Origin of the sequence: Marinomonas spartinae, assembly GCF_016461715.1 — a bacterium.
Taxonomy (GTDB): Bacteria; Pseudomonadota; Gammaproteobacteria; order Pseudomonadales; family Marinomonadaceae; genus Marinomonas; species Marinomonas spartinae_A.
In genome coordinates this window covers 128,009-154,260 of record NZ_JAEMUI010000007.1, presented here as the reverse complement: position 1 = coordinate 154,260, position 26,252 = coordinate 128,009, and the positions used below count along the sequence as shown (strand labels likewise).

Genomic DNA, 26,252 nt, shown 5'->3' with positions numbered 1-26,252 from the left:
TCCTCAATCTTCTACTTTATTCTTCAAGAACGACAATCGCTTGCCCTGCATTAACGCGGCTGCCGTCTTTTAATAACAAATTCGCTACCGCGCCTGCGCTAGGGGCATAGATGGGAATTTCCATTTTCATGGATTCTAAAATCACTAGCAGTTGCCCTGCTTGCACTTGATCCCCTTCTGCCACTTGAGTTTGCCAGACACTACCAGAGACGGGGCTATCAACGACGGTCGCGTCTTCGCTCCAGGTGATGTCGGTGGAAACGGCTTCGGCTTCGTCTGTATCAAAGTGGAATTGACCATTGGCATGCCAACGCGCTAATTCGTCTTCAAAAGCTTTATTACGACCTTGTTTGAAGCTCTCAATGCTGTCTTGGTTGTCATCAATAAAGCTTTGATAGTCAGCCAAAGAGAAGGTGCTCTCTTCGATGCGTATTGGGCTCTTATTTCCAGGGAAAGTATCATGGGGGAAGTCTTTACGGATCTGCTCCAGTTCTTCGTGGCTCACTTCGTAAAAACGAATTTGGTCAAAGAAGCGCAATAACCAAGGTTTGCTGAACGCGCTGGTCTGACGATAGCGGTTCCACATTTGTAATGTTCGGCCAACAAATTGATAGCCGCCAGGGCCTTCCATGCCATACACACACAAGTATGATCCACCGATGCCCACCGAGTTTTCCGCGGTCCAGGTACGTGCTGGGTTGTATTTGGTGGTCACTAGACGATGACGCGGATCCACTGGCGTGGCCACGGGAGCACCAAGGTACACATCCCCCAAGCCCATCACCAAATAACTCGCACTGAATAGGATGTCTTTCACCTCGTTAATGCTGTCTAGACCATTGATACGACGGATAAACTCTAAGTTACTTGGACACCAAGGGGCATTAGAGCGTACGGATTGGGCGTATTTGTCGATGGCTTCTTGGCAGGCTCTGTCATCCCACGACAAAGGCAAGTAGACAATTCTTGATGGCACGGTGAGTTCATCAAGCTGTGTGCTTAAGGCTTGCTCCGCCGCTTCTAGATGGCTTAATAAAGCCGTGTAGCTCAGTTGTTGACTGTCGTAGTGAATCTGCAAAGAGCGAATCCCCGGTGTCAGTTCGCGCATTCCGGCTAATGGGTTTTGCTCTAGCCATTGCATCAAGGCGTGAGCACGAAAACGCAAACGAATATCCAGTATTTGCTCGCCATATTCCACCAGCAGGAAGTGATCTCCCGCCGCACGATAGACGATTTCATCACCAAACCGATCCGCCGATAGCGTTTTCAGAATCGGTGTCTGCTCTTCACAAGGGAAATCACAAGGGGCAATGTCGCGTTCAAACGCGGTGAGATTTGCCAAGCCGTTATTTTGGGCGGCTTCTAAGGCCACGGCGTCTTCCAAGGTCACAGGAATAAAACGGATTTTATCCCCTGCGCGAAGTTGACCCAGCTTCCATAAATCCGCTGTAATCACCGTAGCAGGGCAAACAAAACCACCAAGGGATGGACCGTCTGGCCCTAAAATCACCGGCATATCGCCGGTAAAATCCACACTACCAAAAGCGTAAGCGTTGTCATGAATATTGGACGGATGAAGCCCTGCTTCGCCACCGTCGTTACGTGCCCATTTCGGTTTTGGGCCGATTAAGCGCACCCCGGTACGGCTGGAGTTGTAATGGATTTCCCAGTCTGTGCCGAAGAACATCTTGATGTCTTCTGGGGTGAAGAAATCTGGCGAGCCATGGGGGCCGTAGATCACCCGCAATTCATGGTGATTGCCCAGCTGGGGCACCAATTCGCTTGGGGCATGTGTGGGCAAATTATCCAAAGACGCAGGTAACGTGTGCAAGACATCGCCTGTTTGAATGGCTCTGCCATTGTGACCACCAAAGTGTCCCAGTGTGAAAGTGGATTTCGACCCCAAATAATCGGGACAATCAAAACCACCCGCTACGGCTAAATAGGCCCGTGCGCCCTGCTCTTTGATGCGACCCAAAGCTAGCGTCTCGCCCGCTTTGATGGTCACTACTTGGTTTTGCTCAATGGCTTGGCCATCGATTGTTGCATCAATCATCGCCCCACAAATGACCAGGCATGTTTCAAAGCTGAATTTCAAACTTGGCCCTTGCAGGGTAATTTCCATGGCGGCGGCAGAGTCTGGATTATTCAGCAAGCGGTTGGCGAGACGGAAATGGTAATTATCAAAAGGGCCAGATGGAGGCACGCCCACATTCCAATGATGTTGGCGACCAGGAAAATCTTGCAAGGTGGTTTGTGTACCGCCACTGAGCACATCGATACGCTCGGGCTGGTAGACATACTGGTTGAGATAACGTGTACTCACTTCTCCGCGCAGTAAAACTGGGTCGATAACCAAGTTTTTCAGGTAGTCTAAGTTGGTTTCTGTGCCATATAGCACACAGTCGTCGAGGGTGGCTTTTAACTGGGCAAAGGCGCTCTCGCGATTCGCCTGATGGATAATCACTTTCGCCAGCATAGGATCAAAATACGGCGACACTTCAATACCAGTTTCGATCCAAGTATCAATGCGAACACCCGCGTCAGCAGCAGCATTAGTATTAGCCAAAGGCCACTGAACCTGACTCAACAAACCGGCACAAGGCTGAAAATCTTTATACGGGTCTTCCGCGTAAAGGCGCACTTGTACCGCATGACCATTCGGTTTTAACGCTTCACGTTTAGTGTCTAGGGCAAGGTCTTCGCCAGCGGCAAGGCGTATCATCCATTCCACCAAGTCCACACCGTAGACCATTTCGGTGACGCCATGTTCCACCTGCAAACGCGTATTCACTTCCAAAAAGTAAAACTCGTCCGTGTCCATATCGTAGATAAATTCTACCGTACCAGCATTGCGGTACTGAACAGACGACAATAATAACTCAGCGGTTTGATGAAGCTGTTTGCGCACCTCATCGGTAAGGTTTGGCGCGGGGCATTCTTCGACGACTTTTTGGTTACGACGTTGGCTAGAGCAATCGCGCTCCCCCAGTGCTAATGCGCTCCCTTTGCCATCGGCAAAGATCTGTACTTCAATATGACGAGCGCGAGCAATGAACTTCTCTAAAAAAACGCCGTCGTCCGCAAAGTTATTGGCACCTAAACGACGCACAGAATCAAAGCTGTCTCGTAAGCCTTTCTCATCGTGGCATAGATGCATACCAATGCCACCACCACCCGCCGTGCTTTTTAGCATCACAGGGTAGCCAATAGCGCTTGCGGTTTGGCAAGCGCTGTCTAAATCGGTGAGCAATTCAGAGCCTGGCGACAGTGGTACATTGGCTTTTTCTGCCAATTCCCGTGCTCTGTGTTTCAGGCCAAACTCAATCATTTGTTCGGCGGTGGGGCCAATAAAAGCAATACCTTCTTCTTCACAGCGACGCACAAAGGCCGCGTTTTCACTCAAAAAACCGTAGCCGGGATGGATCGCCTGGGCACCCGATTGTTTGGCTATATTGAGTATTTTGTCCATATCCAAATAGGTGTCGCTGGCACTGCCTTCGCCTAAGGAATAGGCTTCATCCGCGCGTTTAACGTGTAAACTTTTGGCATCGGATTCGGCGTACACGGCCACGGAGCCAATCTGCATGGTGTTAAGCGTGCGAATAATACGAGTGGCGATGGCGCCTCGATTGGCTATTAAAACCTTATTAAACATGGTTCAACCTTGTCCGGGCCGTCCCGGAGTGAGATAAACCTCAGTGGCCGTCCACTGGGCTAACTAAAACGATCAGCTCTATCGGTCGTGACAGAGTGCTTCATGAACAAAGCCTGTATTAAACAAGCCAGAATGTCTGAGTAAAAACAGGTACAGAAAACGCTCAGTCGAAATACAGTTCCTACATTTAACGACCTGCCGCCCCCATCCATTGGGCTGCTTATTTCGTAAGCTGTTTTCTCTATCAAGCATCTCAGACTACCAATTTAGTGTTTATCCCAGACCAACATATCCACTGGCGTTGGGTTATAGCCGTTACAAGGGTTATTTAATTGTGGGCAATTAGAAATCAGCACGATAATGTCCATTTTGGCCACCATTTCCACGTATTTGCCGGGGGCTGAAATCCCATCTTCAAAGGTCAAACCACCCGCTTGCGTCACAGGCACATTCATAAAAAAGTTGATGTTGTGGCTAATGTCGCGCTTCGATAAGCCAAATTCTGGGTTTTCAGTAATCGCTAACATCCAGCTATCACGACAAGCGTGCATACAACGTTTTTCTAGGTCATAACGCACAGTATTACTTTCTGTTGCGCAGGCTCCACCTAGCGTGTCGTGGCGACCACAGGTATCCGCGACGATCTCCAACATAACGTTGTTTTGATTGGAGCGAATTTCTGAGCCAGCGGTTAAATACACGTTGCCTTGCTCGCGAATGGTGTCCGTGGCGCTGTAGCGCTCGGCAGGATCATTGGCGTTGTAAAACAAGGTATCCGCCGCTTGGTTGCCTTCTAAATCGACAAGACGAAACGTACTGCCCGCTTTTACAACACCAATAAAATAATCCCCCGCATCAATATGGTAAGTGGTATTGGCATGCTCTGGGTTTAATAGGCTTTCTTTGATCATGATTAGGCCTCCGCGCCAGTGTCTGTGCTCATATCAGCACCAAGGTAATAAAGTTCGTTATTCGCAAAGCCACGTTGGTTTTCAGGGCGAGACATTTTGCAAAAATCGTCTTCCGCCACAGGGGCGGCTTTTTCTAACAGGATGGCAATCGGCTTTTTCGGGTAGCTGGCCGCGTTGCTCAATGGATGAGGGCACGTATGTAGCATCACCAAAGTGTCCATTTCAAAACGCAGAGTGACACTTGAACCAGCAGGACTGTTGCCTTCCACTAACGACATATTGCCGTCAGCATCGGTACCCACTCGACTAAATAAGTTCAAGTTTGCGGCGATGTCGGCTTTGGTCAGTCCATATTTGGCCATTTCCACCAGCATGGCATCGTGGCCATTTTGCATCCAATCATTACGATCATTTTGGTAGTCGCGCTTGCCCCACTTGGCGGCAATATGAGAGGCGTGACTGTTACCGCTGACGGTTTCATGCCAGCCCACGGAGTCTTCGATAATGGAAGCAAAGATTCGCCCCATGTCAGAATACAAGCAATGACCTTTGGTAAGTTTGAAAGTATGCTGCCCTTTTAAGGTGTCTGGCGCGTTGTAACGCTCCAATAAGTTTTCTGGGTTGTAAAACACCATGCCCACATTGGCATCGCCTTCGATGTCTGTGAGGGTCATTTGCATACCACGGCGCACACGCAGTGACCAGTGGCTAGCGGCCGGAATAATGGTTTCGTACTTTTTCATAATAAATGTTCCTCTGCGTTCTATTCCATACTCGAAATGGGCTGTTCCATTTTAGTAAGCGGTCGAAGCTGTTGATCGATTTCGTCATAAAGCGGCTCAGGCATATGACCTACCGGTAGGTCATAGGTGATTGAAGCGCCATAGGCATTGGGGGAATGGGGGTCATGACGCAGTTTGTCGAATACCCATAAGCGTGTGCCGAGGTAGAAGCCTTCTTTTAGATCATGGGTGACCATAAAAATGGTCAGTTTATGTTTGTGCCAAAGGTCCAATACCAAGGCATGCATATCCGCCCGAATGCCTGGGTCTAATGCACCAAAAGGCTCATCCAGCAGTAAAATGCGAGGTTTACAGATCACCGCTTGGGCAATGGCAAGCCGCTGCTTCATGCCACCAGATAACTCGTGGGGATAACGATTCAAGGCATGACCCAACCCTACTTGTGCCAGCATCTCAGCGGCTTCCTGCTTGGCGACTTTTTTTTCTTTGCCAAATAAGTAGCCAGTGATAGAGGATTTTTGAAAGCCCTTAGCCGCGATGACATTCTCCAACACGGTCATATGGGGAAACACTGAATATTGCTGAAACACAATGCCACGATCGGAACCTGGTTCGTTGGGAATCGGCTTACCATCCAACAGCAATTCCCCTTCGGTGGCCGTTTCAATCCCTAAGATCATTTTCAAGAAGGTACTTTTGCCACAACCAGAAGCCCCTACTAAGGTAATAAACTCCCCTTCTTGCACCGAGACATTGACCCGTTCGAGAATAATGTCTTGCCCGTAGGATTTACCTATGTTGGTACCTTGAATAATGGGCGTCACAGCGGCCTTCTTCACGTTGGATGCGGCAGTCTTTGTCTGAATAGATTGACTCATGCGCCCCCCTCCAGACTCCAAGGAAAGAGTCGTCGATTCAATCGAGCCAATAAGAAGTCAATCAAGAATGCCAGTAGAGTAATCCACGCCACATAAGGCAAAATGATGTCCATGGCAAGATAGCGACGTACTAAGAAAATGCGATAACCCAAGCCATCGGTGGAAGAGATGGCTTCTGCGGCGATTAAAAACAGCCAGCCCGAACCCAATGACAAGCGTATCGCATCAATCAGTTTGGGCATGATTTGCGGTAACAACACGCGAATTAAAATTTGGCTGGTGCTTGCTCCAAGTGTTTGTGCTTTCACCAGTTGTTCTGTCGGAATTTCCTGCGTTCGCCGCTGAATATCCCGAGCAATAAACGGGGTAATCCCGATGGCAATCAAAGTGATTTTCGAGGCCTCCCCTAATCCCACAACAATGAATAAAATCGGCAACAACGCCAAAGGCGGCACCAATGAAATCACGGTCAGCAAAGGGGAAAAACTGGCATTAACCACGGGTAAGGCACCTGTTAATAAACCTATAACCAATCCCAGCAACGCCGCAATCAGCACCCCCGCCCCTAAACGCCCCAGACTGCTCAACGTATCCTGCCAGAATACATAGTCCCCCGTCCGACGACTGGGCTCAAACGCCATACGGTAGATCGCATCGCCCATTTGACTGAACGCAGGCAGCATTTTATCACTGGGGTTGATCGCTAAGCGGGCATCCGAGCTCACCATATAGATCACCAATAACAGAACAAAAGGCAGTAGGCCGATAATAATCGCACTGGTTCTGCTTGGTTTTAAATTAATCATTTTTTTCATGTTGAGTCCCATGACCACTCTCTTCGCTCTTCTTCCCTTAGTTTTCTCAATGAAAACCAAGGGAAGCCAGACCTCCAGAGAATGCGTTTGTCAGGTGAGTTACAGTTTTCCGTCGGCTGCCATTTGCATATAGGTAGGGTCAAAGCGCAGTTTGATATTGTTTTTATCGCCAAATACGCCAGCCGGCATTTGAATACCAACCGCCCCTGCACTTGGCGCCCCATCACCTAATAAACCGTGCGCAAACGAGAATTCAGCAACGTGCTTCATGGTGGCGTAGAGTTGTTTACTATCGACCAACTTAAGAGCTGATTGTGGCGTATAGAACATGTGGGTTTTTGCCAATTGCGCATCGTAACCAGCAAGGTTTGTTTCCGCTGCCTCGGCCATGTCTGTACGAACTTCTTTGGCTTTCGCGCTGTTACCTTGCATCAAGCCCATGATTTCATACCAAGCACCAACAAGGGCTTTACCAAAATTAGGGTTCTCTTTAAGGGTTTTAGTATTGACGACCATGGTGTCTAGGATTTCGCCTGGGATTTGAGAAGAGTCAAACACATCATAGGTGTTCGGCATTTGTAGAATCTCACTGACAATGGGGTTCCATGTCACAGCGGCCGTTACGTCACTGGTGCCAAACACCGATGCCATGTCTGCATCTGAGGTGTTCACCACGTTCACGTCTTTTTCGCTCATTCCCACCGAAGCTAAGGCGCGGGCAAGTAAATAGTGAGACACACTAAATTGAACCAAGTTGACGTTTTGGCCTTTAATGTCTTTTAGATGCTTTTTGCCTTTCAAGATAACCGCATCATTACCATTGGAGTAATCACCGACAATCAACGCCGTACTGTCTACGCCACTGGCAGCGGGAATCGTCAAGGCATCCATGTTCGCCATAGTACAGCCATCAAATTGACCTGCGGTATATTGGTTCATGGATTCAACATAGTCATTGATTTGTACGACATCGATATCGATACCGTATTTGTCGCCCCATTTTTTGATAATGCCGGACTCTTGAGCATAAGCCCAAGGCATCCAACCCGCATAAATGGACCAACAGACTTTGAAGTGGTCTTTTGCCAAGACATTGGCAGACAGTAGAAGAGAACAAAGCAGAACGGTTAACTTTTTCGCGGAGTATTGCATAGCGGTCACCTTTTCAGTTTTTACATTACACACGGAGTACCCTTGGCAAATATCGCCATGTGGTCTCCCGGGCTTTTGTCCCGCCGTGTAACCTTGAAACTGACAAGGTCGAATGCTCTCGGACCAGTCACTATATTTTTCTATATAGCCGGAACCCTAGCCTTCTATTACATCAAATTGTGAAGCTCGACTTCCCAAGGGTACGAACTTGACTTACATAAAGCAGATAGTGTGCCAATTGCGCAATCCTCTTGTTTTAACAGGATTAATGAAGAATAGCGGCCTCAAACGTCAAAAAATATGCATAGAAAGAATGAAACATCTTGGGTCATAGAGCAAAAAACGCACTGCTATAGAGCAACCATATATTAATTAATTCATTTAAAATTAATTATTGACAGTGTTAATGCTCTTGTACTATTTTTTGATCTGCCCAAGAGGCCCGACAGATGCATGATTCCATTTTGATCAGAAAAGTCACGCGATCTGTAGTGCTTAAAACCGGAGGAAAATAATGATGAAAACGAAAGCCGGAACGATGACAGCCATAGCAGAAACCTTGATGGCCGATAATGTGTTTGCTATTCGCCAACGAATTAAGAGCCATTTAACTCTCAGGACAAATAGCCACCCACTTTTTATAATAGTGCGAGAGTTAGTCGCAAAAAGATCAAAAGTTCTCACAGCGCTTCTTTTATTCTTCCTATTGATTGCTGGCATACCGTTAGATTCGAACTTTTTCTCGCCCTACAACTTAACTTTTACCTTACAAAAACTGCAATTAGTCGGCATCACTGCCCTCATTTTTTTACCAAATTGATGCGTTACGCAACAAACCATGTTGAATACAGGGTGAGCATATCACCTGTTTGAAAACCCAAGCCCTTTTGACCAAGGTTAAACTCGTTGATGGATACCTTAAAAGACAATGTAGAGAGCATTCTAAAGCTCATTTATCAAAAACATCAAAACCAACAGCGCATTTTGATAGGCATTGCTGGGCCTCCAGGTTCCGGAAAGTCAACGCTTGCAGAATCCGTTGTCTCAGAATTAAATAACCAATCGATAGACAGAAATACATCCGCTTTATTGCCCATGGATGGCTTTCATTATGACAATGAGATTCTGATTCAGCGTCATTTACTCCCTCGCAAAGGATCTCCTGAAACCTTTGATGTCAATGGGTTAAGTCATTTACTGACGAATGTGAAAAAAGCAGAAGGAGATATTCGCTACCCTATTTTTTTTAGAAAGCTGGATCGCTCTTTTATTGATGCTGGGCTACTTAAGAAAGAGGTTGATATCATCATTGTTGAAGGCAATTACCTGCTACTGGATGCGCCAGAATGGAGAGACATTGCACAGCTATTTGATATGACTGTATTTTTACGGTCTTCCTTAAGTATCTTAGAAGAAAGATTAAAATCAAGATGGCTTGGTCTTGGTTATTCTTTAGGAGATGCGCTAAAGAAAACCCATGATAATGACTTGGTCAACGCAAAACTGGTGCTTAACGCCAGTCTCCCAGCAGACCTGACGCTCTATGAATAATCTTTAGTTGACCTGCGACTTAATCACTTAAGAACTTAGTCATTTAAGAATGTGGTGGGGGACTCTCGTAGCAGAGTATTTTGATTAATCATAAACTCTGTTGAAATTTGATAACCCGCCGCTCCTAAAGCACGAGCAACATGAGCAAAATGCCCGGCATTGATAACCGGTCTCACAATACCTTGTAAATCCAGCTTATCCAATTGTGCTTCTATTTCCCGAATAAGCCTCTCCCGAATCGTCGCAGGAAAAGCCCCATCAATGACAACCGTTTCAAAATCAATCACAGCCAAGGTTGAAACGATAGCGTGGCCTAAGCTACGGCCAGCGCGTTTTAACCAAGCACTCACCGCTTCTTCCCCTTGTGACCAATCAAACGCTTCTAAATAAATATCTTGCGCTATGGGCAATGTTTGCTCTGTCATCATGTGTTCTAACGTCACAAGGGATGCGTGATCAACTAAGCGCTCACCGCCACGCTCATCCGGTACACGTAATGGGCCAAATCCGCCGGCTCCGCCTCGTAATCCTGGGAAAACACTTCCATTTAAGACCACACCACCACCAATAAAAGTGCCAACAAAAAAATACACAAGATCTTGAGCTTTTAAATCTGGACCAAAAAGAAGCTCTGCTCTGGAGGCCGCTGTCCCATCGTTCTCAATAGAAACAGGCCATTCCACGATCTCTTTGATCGACTCCTTTAGATCAAAATCACGCCAAGTTTCCATTTCTTGTAATGGCGCATCAAAGTCCGATGCCCAATTCCATAACTCAAAGGGACAGGCAATATTAAACGCACTAATATCCTCATGCAGTAGCTGCGCCTCTGATAAAAGTGTCGATAAGTTCTCTTCGATAAATCTAAGAGTATTACTCGGTGTAGGATAGCGATGGTAGCTCACTATTCTGGCTTTAATGTCACCAATAAAATTGATAAGAACAAGATCAAAAGAACGCCGCCCCACTTTAAAACCAATATAATGCCGGACGTCTGGATTTAAACGAATCTCTGTCGATGGCTGGCCTCGTTTGCCTCGAATAAGATTACCTTTTAATAAAAACCCTTCTTTTTCCAATGCCCGAAAAATCATCGAAATGGCATTCGCTGACAGCCCTGTCATTCTGGTGGCTTCTGCCTTCGTCAAGGTTTTATGCACTCGCATCAAGTGCAGTATTAAGCGCGAGTTAATCCCTTTTACCGTCGTTAAATTCGACCCTTTTAGTGGTTGTGAGTGCATGAAAATCTCTTAAAAAATAAAGGCATATAACGCGTTACCAGAAAAATCTATCCTAACACAGGAGGCTTCCTCTGTAGCAAGCATCATCATACACAAATTTGAGACCATGATCCGCTCAAACGAACCTCAACAACGTGCTCCACTCCTCGTCCTATACCTCTAAAAAAAACGTTAAGAGAGACATGCAAACGCAATAAATGGAAATAAAAAAAGCCCCTACTTTTCAGTAAGAGCTTTTTCATTGTCATCATCATTATAAGTTTTGTGTTACTTTTTAACCGTGCTTCCGTACACCGACATTCGCTTATGTGTCCATTTTCCTATTAGAACTAGAACCAAGTTTCCATTTGTAGGGCGAATAACGTTCTACCACCTGAACCCATAGGTTTAGCGGTATTATCTAAGCTGATGGTGTAGTTATCTAACTCTTTACTCCAGTTCACATAGCTCACCGCGAAGCGCAATTCTGGGCGAGCAAAAAAGCCACCAGCCGTCGACATTTTCAGCGTTGGAGCAATGGTAGCTTTATAGAAGTTACCATTGGCACTGCTTGTGCCGTTATTGAGATCCATGTATTGGTAAGAACCTTCGTACACCATTTCAAAGTTATCGGTAAAGGCTTCAGACAAACGCACATTTAACGAGGCCCATTTGAATTCATCACCTGTTTTAATCCGGTCTTTGCTGTATTCTGCCATGAAGGCTGGAGCCACTTTCCAAGTATCGTTTAAGTTAGCCACACCAAACGTGAAGAAACGCACCGCTTTGGCTTTGTCATTCAAATCGCCGTCTGCGCCGATTCGTTTTAGCTCAGCACCCAGACCCTTACCAAGTAAAATACCTGTTTTCGAAAAGCCCTTAGATACACCATAAAAACTTCCGCCATGATAAGCGAACAAGGTATGTATACCACTGTTTGCACGTACCGTTGGCGAACTCACTGTTGAAGCACGTTGGTCGTTACCAGGCGAGGTCATACCACTGACCATGAATTGCCATGGACCAATGTGGTTATTCATGGTGGCAATATAGTTTTTAATATTGTTACTAGAGGTATCGGTGCCAAAATCACGGCCATAAATGGAGAAATTTGACTTCCAGTTATCACCTAACTGCACATCATAAATACCCGCACCCGTACCGGATAAGAAAACGATATCTGAGTCGAAGAAGTGGATGTCAAAGTTGTCGCGGTCGAAGCGCTTACCTGCCCATACTGTGGCATTTTTGAATGCGCCCGTAAAAGAGCTGATATCAGATAACTCCGTATAGATTTGACGAACGTTGAGCTGGCTCTCACTTGAAGTCCAATCATTGCTGCTTCGGTTACCATCCGCAATCATGATTTTATAAAGTGATTTGGTGCCGTTGTCGGCAACACTTTTGTGGATTAAATCCGTTTCTACATAGTTGTCATCTTCTAGTCCTAAACGGCCCACTGGCGCACCAAGGGCACCTGCCGCCGTCATATATGGGCCAGTTCCAATCACCTTGCCATCACCGGTAGCAGCACCATAACCGTGATTGTTCATCAACAACCCAGCACGTGCATAGGCATGGAATTCAAAAGAAGAGGCATCATCTGATGCTTTAGTGGCCGCTACCTTTGCTTGAGATGCTTTGTCTGACGCTTGCTCTGCCGTTTTTTCTGTCTTATTCAGGCGAGCCTGAAGCTCATTAATCTGTGTCTGCAAAGACTGAAGGCTTGTACTCGTACTTGCATTTGTATCAGCCGCCCATGCTGAAGACATTGGAAATTGCGCTGCTAGCATTGCGATTAGTAGAGTCTTTTTTGTTGTTATCATTTTTTTCTCCATCACATATCAAAATATGACAATTCATCAGGGTAAACATCATCATAAAAGTGCACAGGAGAAATGCGTTCACTGCTTTGATTTGAGCATTAATCACAGTCAACGCAATTCAATAAAAACAACATAACCTTAAGAGCGAGGTGGGTTTTATGTTGTTTTTATTCCCCCAAACATGCATGACGGAGAAGATACTCTAAAGGTTGACACTACGACCATAGTGTTTCCTTATTTATTGCAAATTAAGTTGAAATTAAGCCTACAACCTGAACTTTAAGGTACTTTTAAGTACATTTCACATCATTTTAAGATCATATTAAGATGAAATAGACTATTTTCAGACTTCCTTAATTAGCCAAAATTCAAGCAACAGATAAGAGAAGGTCAAAAGAATGGAGGAAAAATATCAAAGAAAAACAGGTCTAGGGAGGCTTCCCTAGACCGGGAGACATGTCATGGGGTATGAATGGCGCTGGCCCATCTTTTGTTATATATGCCCAACAACGCGAGCCATATGGTAGACGTTAACAAAACTACCATTTCTAAACGCATACGCCTTGGACTCACCTTCAATTTCAAAGCCGAACTTTTTGTACAAAGTGATTGCTCGTTCGTTATCCACATAGACGGTTAATTCGATTCGTTTTAAATTGAGCCAGTTGTCCGCTAAATCAATAGCCGTCTTCAGTAAAGCACTGCCCACACCCAAACCTTGGGCATCGTCTTTTACCCCCATACCGAATGTACCGACGTCTCGGGCTAGTACCTAACTCAAAGCCCAATTCCCCCACGACGTCACCATCTACTAATGCTACATATCGATAAACGTGATCTGGCGTGTTCTGGAAACGTTTTTCCCATGTATCCAAGGAGGGAAACGGTAGTTGTAATGTGCTGGTATAGGCATTTTGACACTCATAAATTCTTTTTACCGCTTTCGCGTCTGACGGCTCTGCTCGCCTTACTTCAATCATCCTAGTTCCTCTTTTCCTAAAAATGCATAATGCCTGCTATAAACAGCCGAATGAACCCAAACCCTGCACTAAAGCCAGCTCCCCATAGAATCTATGGGGAGCGGAAAAAAACACCCTCTTACTGTCGACTCTCCATTGTGGGGTCCCTAACGCCGCTTTTCTTCTGTCTGAGGGTGATTCGTCAGCCAATTATTACCTGAGTTGGCTTCGATCAGTTCTTTAACCGCCACGGTTTTGTAATACCCATGCTGTACGAAAGGATCTTGTTGAATAAGCAGATTCGCCTCTTCTAGGGTATCCGCAATCAGTATTTGAATGGCGGAGTCATCATCCTTAAAAGGGCCACATAAGTGGAGCTTGCCTGAATCATCAAGCTGCTGTAGATGTGCAACATGCTCGCCTAATAACGCTTCGCTAAAAAGGTTTTTATTTTTTCCTGAAAGCAACGCGACAAACTTGCTCATTATTTTATTCTCCTATCGTTACATTTAGCGACTTATGCATAATGTAACAATCCACATACCCAAGTTTGCCATGCCGATAGGCCAACGGGATGGTACCGATGATGTTGAAGCCAAGCTTTTTCCATAACGCCACAGCGACGTCGTTGGTAGAAACCACAGAGTTAAACTGCATTGCCTCAAACCCCAATTCCATTGCGATACGTTGGGAATGCTCGCAAAGCTGGCGAGCAATGCCTTTTCCTCGCGCCTTTGAGTCAACCATGTAACCACAGTTACAAATATGATCGCTTGGTCCCATACCATTAGGCTTGATGTAATAGGAGCCTAAAATTTGCTCACCCTCGACGAACACAAAGGTTTTCAATGGCAGTTCACACCATAATCTATAGGCCTCTTCTAGGGTGATATTTGGGTCAAAAGCATACGTTTCTTGAGCCTGAATGACCGATTTAAAACATGGCCAGAATGACTCAAAATCCAACCTCGTCATTTCTCTGATCATCCTGTTTTCTCCCAGCAATCTAATCTTGCCACAAACCTCTAAAAGGCTTTGGCTATCATTTATAACGCTTTATTAAGAATGCCTTGCTCGAAGGCTTCTTCCAATTGCTTTCTAATGACGTGCCATAGCTCAGTACTGCCCAGCCCAATCCGAGCGTTAAGGCCCAATATTTTTTCTTGAGATATATCATGAGCTCGCCAACTATGGCCATTTCCATGCAGGTTATGCAGCAATGGTGGGACACGATCTATCGCTTTGGCATAACGAGCATCGGGTGTTTCGCCTGCTTCAAATTCGTTCCAAAGCGCCAAAAACTCAGCACTCATTCCTTCGGGTAACATAGCAAACAACCTAGCCATCCCTGCGGCCTCTGCTGATTTCAATTCCGCTGTTTCGCTCGAATAAATGATGGTGTCTCCCGCATCAATCTCGCCAATATCATGAATCAATAGCATCTTAATAACACGATCAATATTAATCGCCTCATTCGCATAGTCTTTAAACATAAGAGCCGACATACACACATGCCAACTATGCTCAGCCGAGTTTTCAAAACGCTCCAAACCAACGGGCATCGTCTTTCGCAGTACATTTTTTAGTTTTTCGATTTCAATAATAAAATTAAGAACTTTTTCGATGTCTTCCATCCAACTCTCCACACGTTTGAGGCTTATCTTTTGTTAGTGGTAAACGACCTTAAAGCGTTCTAAAACCAGCAGCATATCGTCCTTTGGTTTGATACCTAACGCTTCGCACTCTAGCGAGAAAAACGCCCAATGGGCCTCTCGCCACCATGCCAATGTTTTGTCACCTTCCCCTTCCGATGCGGCAAATTCTGGCGTCACTTCGTTGTACTGACACTTAGAAACGGATGTAATTTCTATGATGCACACTGGATCGCCTTGCCAGTTCGTCACAACCTGAAGATGACCCACTACTGGCATGGGCTCTCCCTCGTGGCTATACCAATAATCCATGCTACAGGATGCTCGTTTCTCACCACGCAGAATTAAATCCGCACAGATATTGGCATTGTGTTCGTCTGAGCAAAAGTAATCGGCACTAAAAGAGGTGTATTTTTCAGCAAGGTCACGGGGTAAAGAGCTAAAATATTGTTCTAAAAATACTTTATGTCTCTCTTCCATCATTATTTCAACTCCATACTCTCTAATTTGGTCAAAGGTCATCTGCCGCTATTTACGACCAATTTGTTATGCCTTTTTCAGTGCGCTAAGGACAACGACCGAAAATTCATCCCACTTCGGCGCGCTAAAAGCAATGTCTCGTACGCTTTTGACCGCCTCAATCGCCTGATTAACCTCATAGCCTTTCGACTTAATAAGATAAGCGGCTAACGCTAAGCCGGTTCGATCTTTACCTGATCGACAATGAACAAGCACGATACCACGTTTTTTGTGGTGATCTATAAAATTGATAATACGAGGCAAAGACGTCAAACAAAGCTCAACATCCCCCTCTTTGGCGGGCGCGTTACTCGACAATGGTATATGTCCATAAGACATCCCCAATGCGGTTAACCTTGAAACATGAACCATCTCTCCGTCGTTTACCGAAAGAATGGCAACGATATTTTGCCGCTTCAGCGCTTCTAGATCCCACATCTGTTTGTCGGGACCACACCTGCCAGCGACAGACTCTTCTATGAAAAATAAATGTTCCATGAATTCTCTTCCTTCGCTCGCCCCATAACAACAACATCAAAGTACAAACAGCTTGTTAAATAGGGCCGTTAGTTATTTCTCCAAGAATTTATGAAATGCCTTGTGGTATGCGCAGCCCATCTACAAACTGCTTAGCCTTTTTGGGGCTTCTAATACGAACGAATTTGATATGACCATACTTAGGATCATTGATCATTTCTGCGTAGCGAATACGATTCTTTTTGTACGTTTTCAGTGTCCACAAAATAATAGAATCCTTACTGAAGAACACCTTACTAAACGTTTCGACATTTCCGGTTTTGTCCCACAATTCTTGTTTGGACAACGAGCGAAGGAACGCCCGCTTTACAGCTTGATAAAGCGTTCGAGTAAACGAATAGTCAACCCATAGGACAGTATCAACATTTACCCATTTGATTGGAGCGGTTCTATGGTAGTTACCGTCTAACACCCATTTTTCTTGAAGAAGTTGATGTTCAAGCTTGGCAAAGAATTCTTCATCGGTAGATTCCTGCCAGTCTGGCTTCCAGAACATAGCGTCCATTTCAAGATATGGGTAACCTAATTTCGTTGCTAACATACGACCCACGGTGGATTTGCCACTCCCACTGGTACCCACAATGTTAATTCTCTTCATAACTCCTACCGGAAAAATTTGAATGATTGAATAATACAAAACTTAGCTACGAGTGCATTCGTTAACGTGGAATCAGGCAAAAACTATACTATTTTTCATTTACTAATATTCATCAACGAGCCAATTGATAACGCAAGACGAAAGGATCTCGCTGATAATGTCGAAGTCCTCTGGATTTGGTTTTCTAAGCAGCAGTCGAGACGTTTCAATCAAAGTATAACTCCTGTACAAAATATTTTGTCTAAGGTGTTACTCTTAAACACTTTATTTACGGCGTGCTTGCCACTCAGAACGCAATACACCATATTTGACCGAATCATAATACTTGCCGTCATAGTAACGAACTTTACGCAAGCGTGCTTCTTGCTGAAAACCGAGTTTCAGAGCCAATGACATCATGCGAGGATTACCCGACCATGTCGTCATTCCTACTCGCTCAATGTCTTTCGTTTGAAAGAGATACGAGACCCATAAAGGAACCGCAATCGCAGCAATGCCCTTTCCCCAATAATTCGAGTCATAAATGACAATGCCCGCTTCAAGCCAACGCGTTTCCTCACATTCCCAGTAGCAGTTCACGGTTCCAACTGGAATATCATTCACGGTAATTAACTGTAAATCTAAACCACTCAATAACCTTTGAAAGGACGTTTTTTCAAACTGGTCTAGGGATGGATGGGAATAGGGAAAATACGGTGCATTAAATTGAGTCCATTCGTCATGCTTTGTTATCAGCGAAAAAATAAACGTCAGTTCATCCTCTCTAGCAGGTCTGATACCGACAGAAACGTCACTCATCATACTGAACCTATCCACTTGTTATGGGCTTACGGCTAATGGTTATGAACTAATTTTTTTATAAGCGACTATGTGTGATAGAAACAGTAATGAATACCTTTCGTTATACCTAACTTTATACTCAATTTCTTTTTCAGACAGTTTTACCCATCCATGATCAAAGTAATCATTAATATCATCAACAGCCTCATTTTCATCTTTTAAATGCTTTTTGTTCCATTGGTAGGAACAAGATACAAACAAGATGCCATTTAAAACCGTCGCTTCTTTTAATGCATCAACTAAGGTTTTAGGAGACTCACATTGGTCTAGAACATTTAAGCAAATTGCTAAATCAAACTGTTCTTCAAGCATTCCACGAGAAAAAGGACGCTCCAATAGAGTAAAGTTTACGTGTTCACAGCGAGCGGCAATTGATGAAGTATCAAAACTCAACTGTCCTAACGCCTTCAAACTTTTAATGTAGGGAAATTCGCACTTAACACCGTCAATAAGTATGCGCTTAAAATTCGATAACAATCGATTTGATGGCTCGACAACCGTAATGGAATGAATGCTTGGAAAGCATTGAATGAGCTCATAACAATTTCGACCAAGGGCGGGACCGACTTCTAAAACCTCCGTCGGCGATGCGTTTTCATTGCCGACAACATCTGCAATAAAGTGGGATACTTTTTTCGAGTGTTCAGACACTATAAACGAATCTGGAACAGACTTAGACTGACTTTCTAATGGCTCGGTAACGCCACTTTCTCGAAGTTTATCTAACCATTGCATCTCAAAGTAGGCGGCTAACCCCTTTTGATCCAAGTAAAAATCATCCAAAAGTCAGTCCTTCTAATCAGCTGTGCTTATCGGAGGAGGCATAACGCCTTACCAAGTGACAATAAAATAACCGAATTTACGAAGCACAATGCTATTCCATCGAATTGAATACCCGCAGATTTAAGAATTTGCCTTTAATACGGCCACATTAAAGCCTTTTAATGTGGGGCTGTTTCGGTAGTGGAATAAGTATCGTACAAAGTTTTGATCCACTACTTTGCCTTTAATTTCACTGGCATGACGTAGATAGAGTTTTCCTTCTTTACGCACCAAAATGGCTTGATGGGAGACATTCATGTTGGTGCCAATCACTTTTTTCAAATTCCAGTTAGGACGAATCATGCTGATGATGCTTCCTGTGGGAATTTTTTTCAGTATGGCAAGGTTAACTTTACTGCCGACTACCTGACCTGAGTTGTTTTTAACCGGGACGAATAAAGCGGTAAGGGGGACGTAGTCTATTTTGGCAATTTGTGGTTTAAACCCATCCCCTGCGTGGTGAAGGGCATGCAGGAATAATCGCTTTTGAGCCTCATTGGCAGACGTTAATTGCAAATTGTCCATGGTCATGTGTCGATACCATGATTTTTTATCAATAACGGCTCTGGCTTCTTTGGTTTGTTTTCCTGCTATTTTTTTGGTGATGTCAGTCAGGATATTACGATTATTGGGAAACCAATCGGCACTTGGAAAATGATTTCTTTTGACAAAAGCTACATCACCATCTTTGTAGCGTATATGGTCTAGGTTGGTTAAAAAGTCACTCGGACTATTGGATAACGCCCCCGCTAAAACCGTTTCCACATAGGTAGTACAGTCAAATTCATCGAAGCGATAAAGCGGATCTTGATCAAATAACCCCTCGCTGCCTTCGCCCAACGCCCCATCGGCATATGGAGCGCCAAGCAAGATGGAGCTTAAACGGGTGATTCTATCGACTAGGGGTAAAGACTCGCTATTATTGACCTGAATAGTGGTAAAGAATGTCGCTTCACGACGCGTAAAGCCATCTTTTGGCTGTGTGGGGGCCGCATTGGCCTGACTGATTCCCAGCAACATGGCTAAGACAAGCCCACCCGTCAACATCATCGTTTTTACGGTCACTCATTACTCCTCAACACGTCAATAAATTAATTTATTAAGATTATCGTAAATAGCCTATTAATGGGGATACCTTTACACTTTACCTCTTTTTCATTATTTGTTTTTGCACACTCGCTTTACCATTTATCTGGTATAAGCCATCTGCATAAAAAAACGACTTAACTACCTCACATTAAGAAGCCATTAAGCCGTTTTTCGTTATTTAACTCTGTGGCATTTAAAAACGCCTTAGAGGTTAAACAAAGCCTTATTCACCTTTAGGGTGCCAAGCATGCAAATGCGCTTTGCGCATTTTGTCTTTCTCTGCTGCAGAAGCGCCCCAGTCATTGTTGTAAACCTTGCCTTCCCAATCACCATAGGTTGGGTTAGGAAGCATAATAAATTTGGTGCCAAATAAATTCTTATCCTTCTCTACCGCCGCATAGGTTTGCTCTAGCGTTTTGGTTTTAAAGTCTTTGGAGAAGTCATTTAGGTTATCCCCCATCAACAAAGCAACATCGTAGTGTTTTTCAACTTCTAGACGACGCGGCTCTTTATTACTGGTGTCAGAGCGAAGCAATACATGCGAGTTGGTTACTTGTGGGAAGCCTAATTCACGCAAATTTTTCATGGTAGCATTACGACTGCTTTCTTTGCGGTTGGTAATGTAAAAGACACCAACCCCTTTTTTCGCCGCGTATTGTAAAAAGGCAACTGAACCAGGAATGGCTTTAGCTTCTGCAGCATTCATCCATTGCCCCCAAGTTTTACTTGAGTAGCTTTGATTTTTACCAATTAACCAAGACTCGTAAGCACTGTTGTCTAAAATGGTTTCATCGGCATCCACGATGACGGCGACTCTTTTCTTACCTTTATGATGGGCAAGGTAGTTATCTAGCTGCATTTTCGCGAGGTTAAACGCTTGGTAAGCCAATGCTTTATATTCGCCTGATGCTTGTACCCACAAGTTCGCCATCACCAACTGTTCATTTAAATCTTTGGTGTCATAGCTTGCTTCATTTGGCATGGGGGATTCAGCTATTTGCGCATTTAGCGCTTTAGTATCGCTACTGGTTTCATCTGCCCAACTAGGCAGCACCATACAGCTACCTATAACTAACGCGGTGGAAACAACAAAAGAACGAAGTTTTAAAGTCTGCATTGCTTAACTCCCATGGTTCATCCTACAAAGCCATCGTGAAATGGACTGTTTCATAAAAAATGCTCACACAATGTGAACATATGCGTCACAATATACCCCCAACCTCATTTTAGTTCGAGTGGAAAGTGTTTTAAAAGCGACGTTAATAAACGGTTTTGAGATAATCGCAATCCCCTTGCACCGTCACGCGATGCAGCCTTCTTGGTTGATCGTCATAATCTGTCACGGCAAAATGCTGAGTGACTCTATTATCCCAAATAGCCACTGAACCCGCTTGCCACTGGAAACGGACATGAAACTCAGACTGACGCGCAACGGCAAAGAGCCGCTCTAACAAGGTTTGGCTTTCTGCATGGCTCAAATCAGCAATTGAGCGAGTGAACTGCTCATTAATAAACAGAACGTCTTCTTGGGTTTCTGAATGACAAGTCACCATCGGACGAACAATCAGTGGGTAAGCTTGAGATTTTTGCGCCACTCGGCTGTTACCCGCCTCGTCTATGTCGTCGTAGCGGCTGCCTGCAAAGGCATGTAACCCATGAATGGCCGCCATGGAACGAAGCCTGTTTTGTTCGTCTTTTGCTAAGCTGGCAAACACCGCCGCCATATTGCACCAAATGGTATCGCCCCCTTTGGGCGGAACGTGTTGAGCATGCAAGATAGAGCATTTAGGAGGGGTTTTCTGCCAAGTCATGTCCGTGTGCCAAAAACTCTCGCCAGGTGGGTTTCCGCGAGAGGTTTCGATAACGACAACTTGATCAAACTCCGCTAAATGAGGGAAAAAAGGATGGGCAGGCTCTAACTCACCAAAGCGTTTACCGAGGGCTAAATGCGCTTCCGGCGACAGTTTTTGATCACGAAAGAATATGACTTTGTAGCGTAAAAAAGCCTGATAAAGCGGGTCAAAAACCGTGTCGTTCAACTCAGCCAAGTTAACGCCCTCAATGAGAGCCCCCAGTGAATCTGCTAACGGCGTGATGGTGAGTTTGTTATCAGTCGAATCCGTCATAGTGACCTTTGTCTCAAAACCTAGTTACTTTAATGCAGCGTAGACAGCCGCTTAAAGCGCTCTTCCCATTTGCCATCGTGCAAACGTTGACATGTTTCTTCACTATCAAAAAATACATGGGAATGAATGTTTTTTATTTTAATATTCACAACACTTAACTGTGCTTGAATGTGATCGTAAAAGAAGACATTTTGTTGCGCGTCTAAAGCTTGCTTTAGTTCATCGTCGGTTTCAAATACACAAACGATTTTTAACGATTGGGGGAACACATCGAAGTTGACCAAGTGCGTCAACCATATAAAGCCCTTAATCGTACCCAAGGCTTCATCACAAACGGCAGTTAACGCTTCTCTTAGGGTCTTCTCAATTTTTTTATCCGTTTTTTTCATCTCACCATATACCACAAACTAAGAGTTAAGAGTGTAACCGCTAAAATATGACTGACAAGTCTACTGGTCTCATTCTATCCGTGATAAATGACACAAGTTTTACCAGCTTTTTCTTCCGAAATATCGTATCATCCGCGCTATTTACTTTCGTTCACTCTTTAGACCTTGATACCTCTTATGATACGACTTTCGAATATCCAATTACCGCTAGACCACAACGAAGCGGCACTGGAAAACGCGATTTTATCGACCCTCAATATCGGTGCAGAACAACTCATCCGCTTTAATATTTTCCGTCGTGGTTACGACGCTCGAAAAAAAACACGCATCTTGCTGATTTATACCCTAGATGTGGAAACCCGTTGTAACGAGGCACTATTAAGCAAATTTGCTGACCATCAGCAAGTCAAAGAGACACCTGATTTAGAGTATCACCCCGTCGCACAAGCCCCCGCAACTCTCACCGAACGCCCTATCATTATCGGTTTTGGTCCTTGTGGCTTGTTAGCCGCCCTAGTGTTAGCACAAATGGGCTACAAGCCAATCGTTCTAGAACGAGGCAAAGAAGTAAGAGAACGCACGAAAGACACTTTTGGTTTCTGGCGTAAGAAGATTTTGAATACTGAATCCAACGTCCAGTTTGGTGAAGGGGGCGCGGGAACCTTCTCCGATGGCAAACTCTATAGCCAAGTCAAAGACCCGAAACAATACAGCCGTAAAGTCCTTAACGAGTTTGTGGCCGCCGGTGCACCAGACGAAATTCTTTACGTCAGTAAACCACACATTGGCACATTTAAATTGGTCGCTATGGTGGAAAAAATGCGCGCTCAAATTTTGGAGCTAGGCGGTGAAATTCGCTTCAGTTCCCGGGTGGAGGATTTACACATTGAAAACGGTCGAATTACGGGCGTCACTCTAGCAAATGGCGAACAACTGCACTCCAAACATATAGCCATCGCCATTGGTCACAGTGCGCGTGATACCTTTGAAATGCTCCACAATAAGGGCGTTTACATCGAGGCTAAGCCGTTCTCCGTAGGTTTTCGTATTGAGCATGAGCAATCGACCATCGATAAAGCCCGCTTTGGTCCGAATGCAGGTAATGAGATCCTTGGGGCGGCCGATTATAAATTGGTTCATCACTGTAAAAATGGTCGTTCCGTTTACAGTTTCTGCATGTGCCCAGGTGGAACCGTCGTTGCCGCCACATCGGAAGAAAATCGCGTGGTCACTAATGGCATGAGTCAGTATTCTCGCAATGAACGTAACGCCAACAGTGCCATTGTCGTCGGCATTGACCCTTCGGATTACCCCGGTGGACCGCTTGCGGGCATTGAATTCCAGCGCAAATTAGAAAGCCTTGCTTACGAACTTGGCGGCAGCAATTACGACGCACCAGCGCAAACCGTCGGGGCATTTTTAAGAAATGAAACGCCAAAAAAACTCGGCTCAGTCACGCCTTCTTTTAAGCCAGGTATCAAGCTCACGAACCTTGCTGATGCCCTACCTGACTTTTGTATCGAGGCGATTCGTGAAGCGATTCCCGCTTTCAACAAGAAGATTCGTGGCTTTGCCCTAGATGATGCCCTGCTCACAGGGGTAGAAACACGCACCTCGGCGCCGATTAATATCAAACGCGACCCTGATACCTTAGAAAGCATCAATATAAAAGGCCTGTACCCTGCAGGTGAAGGGGCAGGCTACGCTGGCGGCATCATGTCGGCCGCCATTGATGGCATTAAAATCGCCGAAGCCATGGCATTGAACATCAATAAGACAACAATCGGCTAAAATCATCCATTTTCAGGCTGCTTGGTCACAAGCAGTCTGTCGGCGGTATTTTCTTGGTAAAACAAACCATATGGAGCATTGTGGGCATGGCTACGTTGACTCAATACCAAGATGGTTAACAGCAATGCCAACCCTTCCGTAATGGGAGCCGCATACCAAATTCCCCATTCTGAAAAGAACAATGGCAAAATAAAAATTAACGGCAGAGAAAACGCATAGGTTTTCATAATTCCCAAAATCCCTGCTCTTCTTGCATCACCAATGGCCTGAAAAAACATGCTGATCATCATCTGTGGCCCCACTAAAAACAGTGCCAACGTTGAAAAAGGTAAAATCCGCACTACGCCATTAATGACCGCCTGATCACTGACAAATAACGCCCCTAAATCACGTCTAAAAACAAACGTAATGACTTGAAAAAACAAGCAATAGACAAAGGCGGCAGCCAGAGCGATTTTGATACTGGTATTGACTCGGGCTAATTGATTGGCCCCGACGTTATTCCCGACGATGGCTTGAAATGCCATACTCAGCCCCAGTAAAGGCAGAAAAATAAATGTCATTAAACGGGTGATAATGCCATAAGCGCCCACAGTCGTTGCGTAATTCGCTGCGTCCCACGTTTGCAAATTGTATAAAATAGCACCCGATGTGAGCGCCAGACCGATATAATTTAAGCTAGAAGGTGCCCCTAACGCCAAAAACGTCAACCAGTGCTGGCGAGATCTAGAAAGCAGAATAACCTGAAGCTTAATCTCATTGCGGTGGTATTTTCGGTACAAAAAAACCATTACTAAAGACACTGCCTGCGCTAAGACCGTTCCCCATGCCGAGCCTGCAACTCCCCAATGCATGCCAACAATCAGCCAATAGTTAAATAGACCATTGAACAATACCGAAGCAAGAGACACCACCGACATGAACAACACTTGGCCTTCACAGCGTAAGCTATTGCTATTAATGGCTAAAATAAACACCAGCGGTGAGCAGAACACTAAAATGGCAATGTAGCGATAACCCATGTCGGCAATTTGGCTTGAACTATAGCTGACCGCTGCCGTTAATGCGTGCCCTCCTATCAAAAAAAGCCCGATCAACACCCCAGACACCACTAACGACAAACTAATGGCTTGGGAGAAAACTTCCACCACACGAGAATACTCTCCTGCCCCTAATTGCCGCGCCATCAAACTGGCAAAGCCATTCGACACAAGCGTTGATAAGGCAACGATCAATATAAACGCTGGAAACATGGAGGTGACGGCTGTTAATGCGTCAGCCCCAACAAACACCCCCAGAAAATAGGCATCCACTAACGAAAAAGACCCATTTACCAACATGATCAAAATAATAGGGGCTGCCGTTTTTAGAAACACGATAGGCAGAGGGGAATGTAAAAAATAATTCGTTTTATGTGCTTCTGTCATGAGAAATCCTTTCCATTATGTAACTCAGAGAGATGCAGAAACTTCTCTATTAGAAAAGCTTTAATGTCATCAGGCCATGAGTCAATCGCTGTTTCAAAGCTTATTTTGCTATTGCGGTATAAGGCACGACTTGCTTCTTCGAAACCCGGTTCGTCCGCTAAAAAGGCTAGCATAAATTTATCTAACTGCTGTTGCTTAATGGCCACTCTATCTTCAATGGAAGCCTTTCTTTGCGCCTCATCCACTAGCCTTCTTAGCGCCGCTGATGCACCGCCTTTTTGCGCCGATAGCCATTCCCAGTGACGAGGTAACAAGGTCACCTCTTTGGCTTTAACCCCCAACTTGGGACGACCGCGCTTTCCCGTCTGTTCTTTATCTGAGGATAGGTTATTGAGCACCGTCTCTGTATCACCATACCAGCTAAAATCCACTCGTCGGCAACTCTCTTCCTCAAAAACCATGGGCTCGATATTGTCACCCAACTGCTTTACCTGATTAACAACCTCTTCCAGTGATCCTCTAGCAAGGATTTTTTTATCGTAGATGGCTAAATATTGTGCACTCATTATCCGCTCTCACTCGCGTTACTTATATTTTTACCCAGATATAAATATAATAGCAGGGTAATATTTTTTATCCAGATAAAAATATAATAGCAGGGTAATATTTTTTATCCAGATAAAAATGTAGCGAACTCCGTAAACATCACCGCAAAAGCTTTCAAACGCAAAAAGGGCCATCTAATCAAA

The 26,252-nt window shown here is 44.9% G+C and carries 26 protein-coding genes and 1 riboswitch; of the genes, 3 read left to right on the top strand and 23 right to left on the bottom strand.

The genetic code is table 11. The features are described 5' to 3' along the window. Positions 1-16: 16 nt before the first annotated feature. From uca to JHD45_RS09125, 6 genes are all read right to left on the bottom strand, one after another. Positions 17-3,658 carry an urea carboxylase gene (uca, locus tag JHD45_RS09150; RefSeq protein ID WP_199476205.1) on the bottom strand — a complete coding sequence of 1,214 codons (3,642 nt, stop codon included), beginning with the start codon at positions 3,656-3,658 and terminating at the stop codon, positions 17-19. Positions 3,659-3,924: 266 nt separating this feature from the next. Then, positions 3,925-4,569, bottom strand: coding sequence for an urea amidolyase associated protein UAAP2 (locus tag JHD45_RS09145; RefSeq protein ID WP_199476204.1), 645 nt, complete (start codon positions 4,567-4,569; stop codon positions 3,925-3,927). Between the two features lie 2 nt (positions 4,570-4,571). Next, positions 4,572-5,312, bottom strand: coding sequence for an urea amidolyase associated protein UAAP1 (locus JHD45_RS09140; protein WP_199476203.1), 741 nt, complete (start codon positions 5,310-5,312; stop codon positions 4,572-4,574). 20 nt (positions 5,313-5,332) lie between these two features. Next, positions 5,333-6,190, bottom strand: a complete 858-nt coding sequence (locus JHD45_RS09135; protein ID WP_199476202.1) for an ABC transporter ATP-binding protein — start codon at positions 6,188-6,190, stop codon at positions 5,333-5,335. After that, the gene (locus JHD45_RS09130) at positions 6,187-7,005 is read right to left on the bottom strand and encodes an ABC transporter permease (protein WP_199476201.1); all 819 of its coding nucleotides are present in this window, start codon (positions 7,003-7,005) and stop codon (positions 6,187-6,189) included. The genes JHD45_RS09135 and JHD45_RS09130 overlap by 4 nt, the downstream gene beginning before the upstream one ends. A 99-nt stretch (positions 7,006-7,104) precedes the next feature. Continuing rightward, on the bottom strand, positions 7,105-8,157 hold the full coding sequence (locus JHD45_RS09125; RefSeq protein WP_199476200.1) for a putative urea ABC transporter substrate-binding protein: 1,053 nt from the start codon (positions 8,155-8,157) through the stop codon (positions 7,105-7,107). A 62-nt stretch (positions 8,158-8,219) separates the two neighbouring features. Next, a riboswitch (guanidine-I (ykkC/yxkD leader) is annotated at positions 8,220-8,328 on the bottom strand. Between the two features lie 343 nt (positions 8,329-8,671). On the opposite strand from JHD45_RS09125, the gene JHD45_RS09120 reads away from it, so the two are divergent. Together JHD45_RS09120 and JHD45_RS09115 are read left to right on the top strand one after the other, a co-directional pair. Continuing rightward, positions 8,672-8,977, top strand: a complete 306-nt coding sequence (locus tag JHD45_RS09120; protein WP_199476199.1) for a hypothetical protein — start codon at positions 8,672-8,674, stop codon at positions 8,975-8,977. A gap of 89 nt (positions 8,978-9,066) precedes the next feature. Next, the gene (locus tag JHD45_RS09115) at positions 9,067-9,708 is read left to right on the top strand and encodes an AAA family ATPase (RefSeq protein ID WP_199476198.1); all 642 of its coding nucleotides are present in this window, start codon (positions 9,067-9,069) and stop codon (positions 9,706-9,708) included. A gap of 35 nt (positions 9,709-9,743) precedes the next feature. On the opposite strand, the gene JHD45_RS09110 is transcribed toward JHD45_RS09115, so the two are convergent. The 15 genes from JHD45_RS09110 to JHD45_RS09040 all read right to left on the bottom strand — a co-directional run bounded on the left by JHD45_RS09110 (position 9,744) and on the right by JHD45_RS09040 (position 22,285). Continuing rightward, positions 9,744-10,949, bottom strand: coding sequence for an ROK family protein (locus JHD45_RS09110; protein ID WP_199476197.1), 1,206 nt, complete (start codon positions 10,947-10,949; stop codon positions 9,744-9,746). A gap of 329 nt (positions 10,950-11,278) precedes the next feature. Next, positions 11,279-12,754 (bottom strand): carbohydrate porin, encoded by a 1,476-nt coding sequence (locus JHD45_RS09105; RefSeq protein ID WP_199476196.1) that lies wholly within the window; start codon positions 12,752-12,754, stop codon positions 11,279-11,281. A 493-nt stretch (positions 12,755-13,247) separates the two neighbouring features. Next, the gene (locus JHD45_RS22605) at positions 13,248-13,496 is read right to left on the bottom strand and encodes a GNAT family N-acetyltransferase (RefSeq protein WP_418903774.1); all 249 of its coding nucleotides are present in this window, start codon (positions 13,494-13,496) and stop codon (positions 13,248-13,250) included. Positions 13,497-13,880: 384 nt separating this feature from the next. After that, positions 13,881-14,198 carry a YciI family protein gene (locus JHD45_RS09095; RefSeq protein WP_199476195.1) on the bottom strand — a complete coding sequence of 106 codons (318 nt, stop codon included), beginning with the start codon at positions 14,196-14,198 and terminating at the stop codon, positions 13,881-13,883. Between the two features lie 4 nt (positions 14,199-14,202). Further along, positions 14,203-14,700 carry a GNAT family N-acetyltransferase gene (locus JHD45_RS09090; protein WP_199476194.1) on the bottom strand — a complete coding sequence of 166 codons (498 nt, stop codon included), beginning with the start codon at positions 14,698-14,700 and terminating at the stop codon, positions 14,203-14,205. A gap of 59 nt (positions 14,701-14,759) precedes the next feature. Continuing rightward, positions 14,760-15,347 carry an HD domain-containing protein gene (locus tag JHD45_RS09085; RefSeq protein WP_199476193.1) on the bottom strand — a complete coding sequence of 196 codons (588 nt, stop codon included), beginning with the start codon at positions 15,345-15,347 and terminating at the stop codon, positions 14,760-14,762. Positions 15,348-15,380: 33 nt separating this feature from the next. Beyond that, the gene (locus JHD45_RS09080; RefSeq protein WP_233407729.1) at positions 15,381-15,848 is read right to left on the bottom strand and encodes an ASCH domain-containing protein; all 468 of its coding nucleotides are present in this window, start codon (positions 15,846-15,848) and stop codon (positions 15,381-15,383) included. A 63-nt stretch (positions 15,849-15,911) separates the two neighbouring features. Continuing rightward, positions 15,912-16,382 (bottom strand): protein-tyrosine phosphatase family protein, encoded by a 471-nt coding sequence (locus tag JHD45_RS09075; protein WP_199476192.1) that lies wholly within the window; start codon positions 16,380-16,382, stop codon positions 15,912-15,914. Positions 16,383-16,470: 88 nt separating this feature from the next. Next, positions 16,471-17,019 carry a shikimate kinase gene (locus JHD45_RS09070; RefSeq protein ID WP_199476191.1) on the bottom strand — a complete coding sequence of 183 codons (549 nt, stop codon included), beginning with the start codon at positions 17,017-17,019 and terminating at the stop codon, positions 16,471-16,473. 264 nt (positions 17,020-17,283) lie between these two features. Beyond that, positions 17,284-17,820: a GNAT family N-acetyltransferase gene (locus JHD45_RS09065; protein ID WP_199476190.1), complete on the bottom strand. Its 537-nt coding sequence runs from the start codon at positions 17,818-17,820 to the stop codon at positions 17,284-17,286. Positions 17,821-17,859: 39 nt separating this feature from the next. Then, positions 17,860-18,642: a methyltransferase domain-containing protein gene (locus JHD45_RS09060; protein WP_067344171.1), complete on the bottom strand. Its 783-nt coding sequence runs from the start codon at positions 18,640-18,642 to the stop codon at positions 17,860-17,862. Between the two features lie 120 nt (positions 18,643-18,762). Then, a complete protein-coding gene (locus JHD45_RS09055) occupies positions 18,763-19,746 on the bottom strand; it encodes an N-acetylmuramoyl-L-alanine amidase-like domain-containing protein (RefSeq protein ID WP_199476189.1) in 984 nt (327 codons plus the stop codon). A gap of 247 nt (positions 19,747-19,993) precedes the next feature. Further along, entirely contained in the window at positions 19,994-20,887 is an 894-nt protein-coding gene (locus tag JHD45_RS09050; protein ID WP_199476188.1) for a 5'-nucleotidase, lipoprotein e(P4) family, read from the bottom strand. Between the two features lie 142 nt (positions 20,888-21,029). Further along, a complete protein-coding gene (locus JHD45_RS09045; RefSeq protein ID WP_199476187.1) occupies positions 21,030-21,896 on the bottom strand; it encodes a TauD/TfdA dioxygenase family protein in 867 nt (288 codons plus the stop codon). A 29-nt stretch (positions 21,897-21,925) separates the two neighbouring features. Further along, entirely contained in the window at positions 21,926-22,285 is a 360-nt protein-coding gene (locus tag JHD45_RS09040) for a Fis family transcriptional regulator (protein WP_199476186.1), read from the bottom strand. Positions 22,286-22,462: 177 nt separating this feature from the next. Between JHD45_RS09040 and JHD45_RS09035 the strand changes: the two genes are divergently transcribed. After that, positions 22,463-24,076, top strand: coding sequence for an NAD(P)/FAD-dependent oxidoreductase (locus JHD45_RS09035; RefSeq protein WP_199476185.1), 1,614 nt, complete (start codon positions 22,463-22,465; stop codon positions 24,074-24,076). Positions 24,077-24,078: 2 nt separating this feature from the next. On the opposite strand, the gene JHD45_RS09030 is transcribed toward JHD45_RS09035, so the two are convergent. Continuing rightward, a complete protein-coding gene (locus JHD45_RS09030; RefSeq protein WP_199476184.1) occupies positions 24,079-25,503 on the bottom strand; it encodes an MATE family efflux transporter in 1,425 nt (474 codons plus the stop codon). Continuing rightward, positions 25,500-26,069, bottom strand: coding sequence for a DUF2239 family protein (locus tag JHD45_RS09025; RefSeq protein WP_199476183.1), 570 nt, complete (start codon positions 26,067-26,069; stop codon positions 25,500-25,502). The genes JHD45_RS09030 and JHD45_RS09025 overlap by 4 nt, the downstream gene beginning before the upstream one ends. Positions 26,070-26,252 lie beyond the last annotated feature (183 nt).

What these genes read in the sequence shown, in the direction of transcription:
- JHD45_RS09105 (WP_199476196.1), bottom strand. Translation starts at nt 12,754, where the DNA reads ATGATAACAACAAAAAAGACTCTACTAATCGCAATGCTAGCAGCGCAA.
- JHD45_RS09115 (WP_199476198.1), top strand. Translation starts at nt 9,067, where the DNA reads ATGGATACCTTAAAAGACAATGTAGAGAGCATTCTAAAGCTCATTTAT.
- JHD45_RS09135 (WP_199476202.1), bottom strand. Translation starts at nt 6,190, where the DNA reads ATGAGTCAATCTATTCAGACAAAGACTGCCGCATCCAACGTGAAGAAG.
- JHD45_RS09080 (WP_233407729.1), bottom strand. Translation starts at nt 15,848, where the DNA reads ATGATGGAAGAGAGACATAAAGTATTTTTAGAACAATATTTTAGCTCT.
- JHD45_RS09130 (WP_199476201.1), bottom strand. Translation starts at nt 7,005, where the DNA reads ATGAAAAAAATGATTAATTTAAAACCAAGCAGAACCAGTGCGATTATT.
- JHD45_RS09140 (WP_199476203.1), bottom strand. Translation starts at nt 5,312, where the DNA reads ATGAAAAAGTACGAAACCATTATTCCGGCCGCTAGCCACTGGTCACTG.
- JHD45_RS09035 (WP_199476185.1), top strand. Translation starts at nt 22,463, where the DNA reads ATGATACGACTTTCGAATATCCAATTACCGCTAGACCACAACGAAGCG.
- JHD45_RS09075 (WP_199476192.1), bottom strand. Translation starts at nt 16,382, where the DNA reads ATGGAACATTTATTTTTCATAGAAGAGTCTGTCGCTGGCAGGTGTGGT.
- JHD45_RS09095 (WP_199476195.1), bottom strand. Translation starts at nt 14,198, where the DNA reads ATGAGCAAGTTTGTCGCGTTGCTTTCAGGAAAAAATAAAAACCTTTTT.
- JHD45_RS09070 (WP_199476191.1), bottom strand. Translation starts at nt 17,019, where the DNA reads ATGAAGAGAATTAACATTGTGGGTACCAGTGGGAGTGGCAAATCCACC.
- JHD45_RS09030 (WP_199476184.1), bottom strand. Translation starts at nt 25,503, where the DNA reads ATGACAGAAGCACATAAAACGAATTATTTTTTACATTCCCCTCTGCCT.
- JHD45_RS09045 (WP_199476187.1), bottom strand. Translation starts at nt 21,896, where the DNA reads ATGACGGATTCGACTGATAACAAACTCACCATCACGCCGTTAGCAGAT.
- JHD45_RS09040 (WP_199476186.1), bottom strand. Translation starts at nt 22,285, where the DNA reads ATGAAAAAAACGGATAAAAAAATTGAGAAGACCCTAAGAGAAGCGTTA.
- JHD45_RS09065 (WP_199476190.1), bottom strand. Translation starts at nt 17,820, where the DNA reads ATGATGAGTGACGTTTCTGTCGGTATCAGACCTGCTAGAGAGGATGAA.
- JHD45_RS09125 (WP_199476200.1), bottom strand. Translation starts at nt 8,157, where the DNA reads ATGCAATACTCCGCGAAAAAGTTAACCGTTCTGCTTTGTTCTCTTCTA.
- JHD45_RS09145 (WP_199476204.1), bottom strand. Translation starts at nt 4,569, where the DNA reads ATGATCAAAGAAAGCCTATTAAACCCAGAGCATGCCAATACCACTTAC.
- JHD45_RS09050 (WP_199476188.1), bottom strand. Translation starts at nt 20,887, where the DNA reads ATGCAGACTTTAAAACTTCGTTCTTTTGTTGTTTCCACCGCGTTAGTT.
- uca (WP_199476205.1), bottom strand. Translation starts at nt 3,658, where the DNA reads ATGTTTAATAAGGTTTTAATAGCCAATCGAGGCGCCATCGCCACTCGT.
- JHD45_RS09085 (WP_199476193.1), bottom strand. Translation starts at nt 15,347, where the DNA reads ATGGAAGACATCGAAAAAGTTCTTAATTTTATTATTGAAATCGAAAAA.
- JHD45_RS09090 (WP_199476194.1), bottom strand. Translation starts at nt 14,700, where the DNA reads ATGATCAGAGAAATGACGAGGTTGGATTTTGAGTCATTCTGGCCATGT.
- JHD45_RS09110 (WP_199476197.1), bottom strand. Translation starts at nt 10,949, where the DNA reads ATGCACTCACAACCACTAAAAGGGTCGAATTTAACGACGGTAAAAGGG.
- JHD45_RS09120 (WP_199476199.1), top strand. Translation starts at nt 8,672, where the DNA reads ATGATGAAAACGAAAGCCGGAACGATGACAGCCATAGCAGAAACCTTG.
- JHD45_RS09025 (WP_199476183.1), bottom strand. Translation starts at nt 26,069, where the DNA reads ATGAGTGCACAATATTTAGCCATCTACGATAAAAAAATCCTTGCTAGA.
- JHD45_RS22605 (WP_418903774.1), bottom strand. Translation starts at nt 13,496, where the DNA reads ATGGGGGTAAAAGACGATGCCCAAGGTTTGGGTGTGGGCAGTGCTTTA.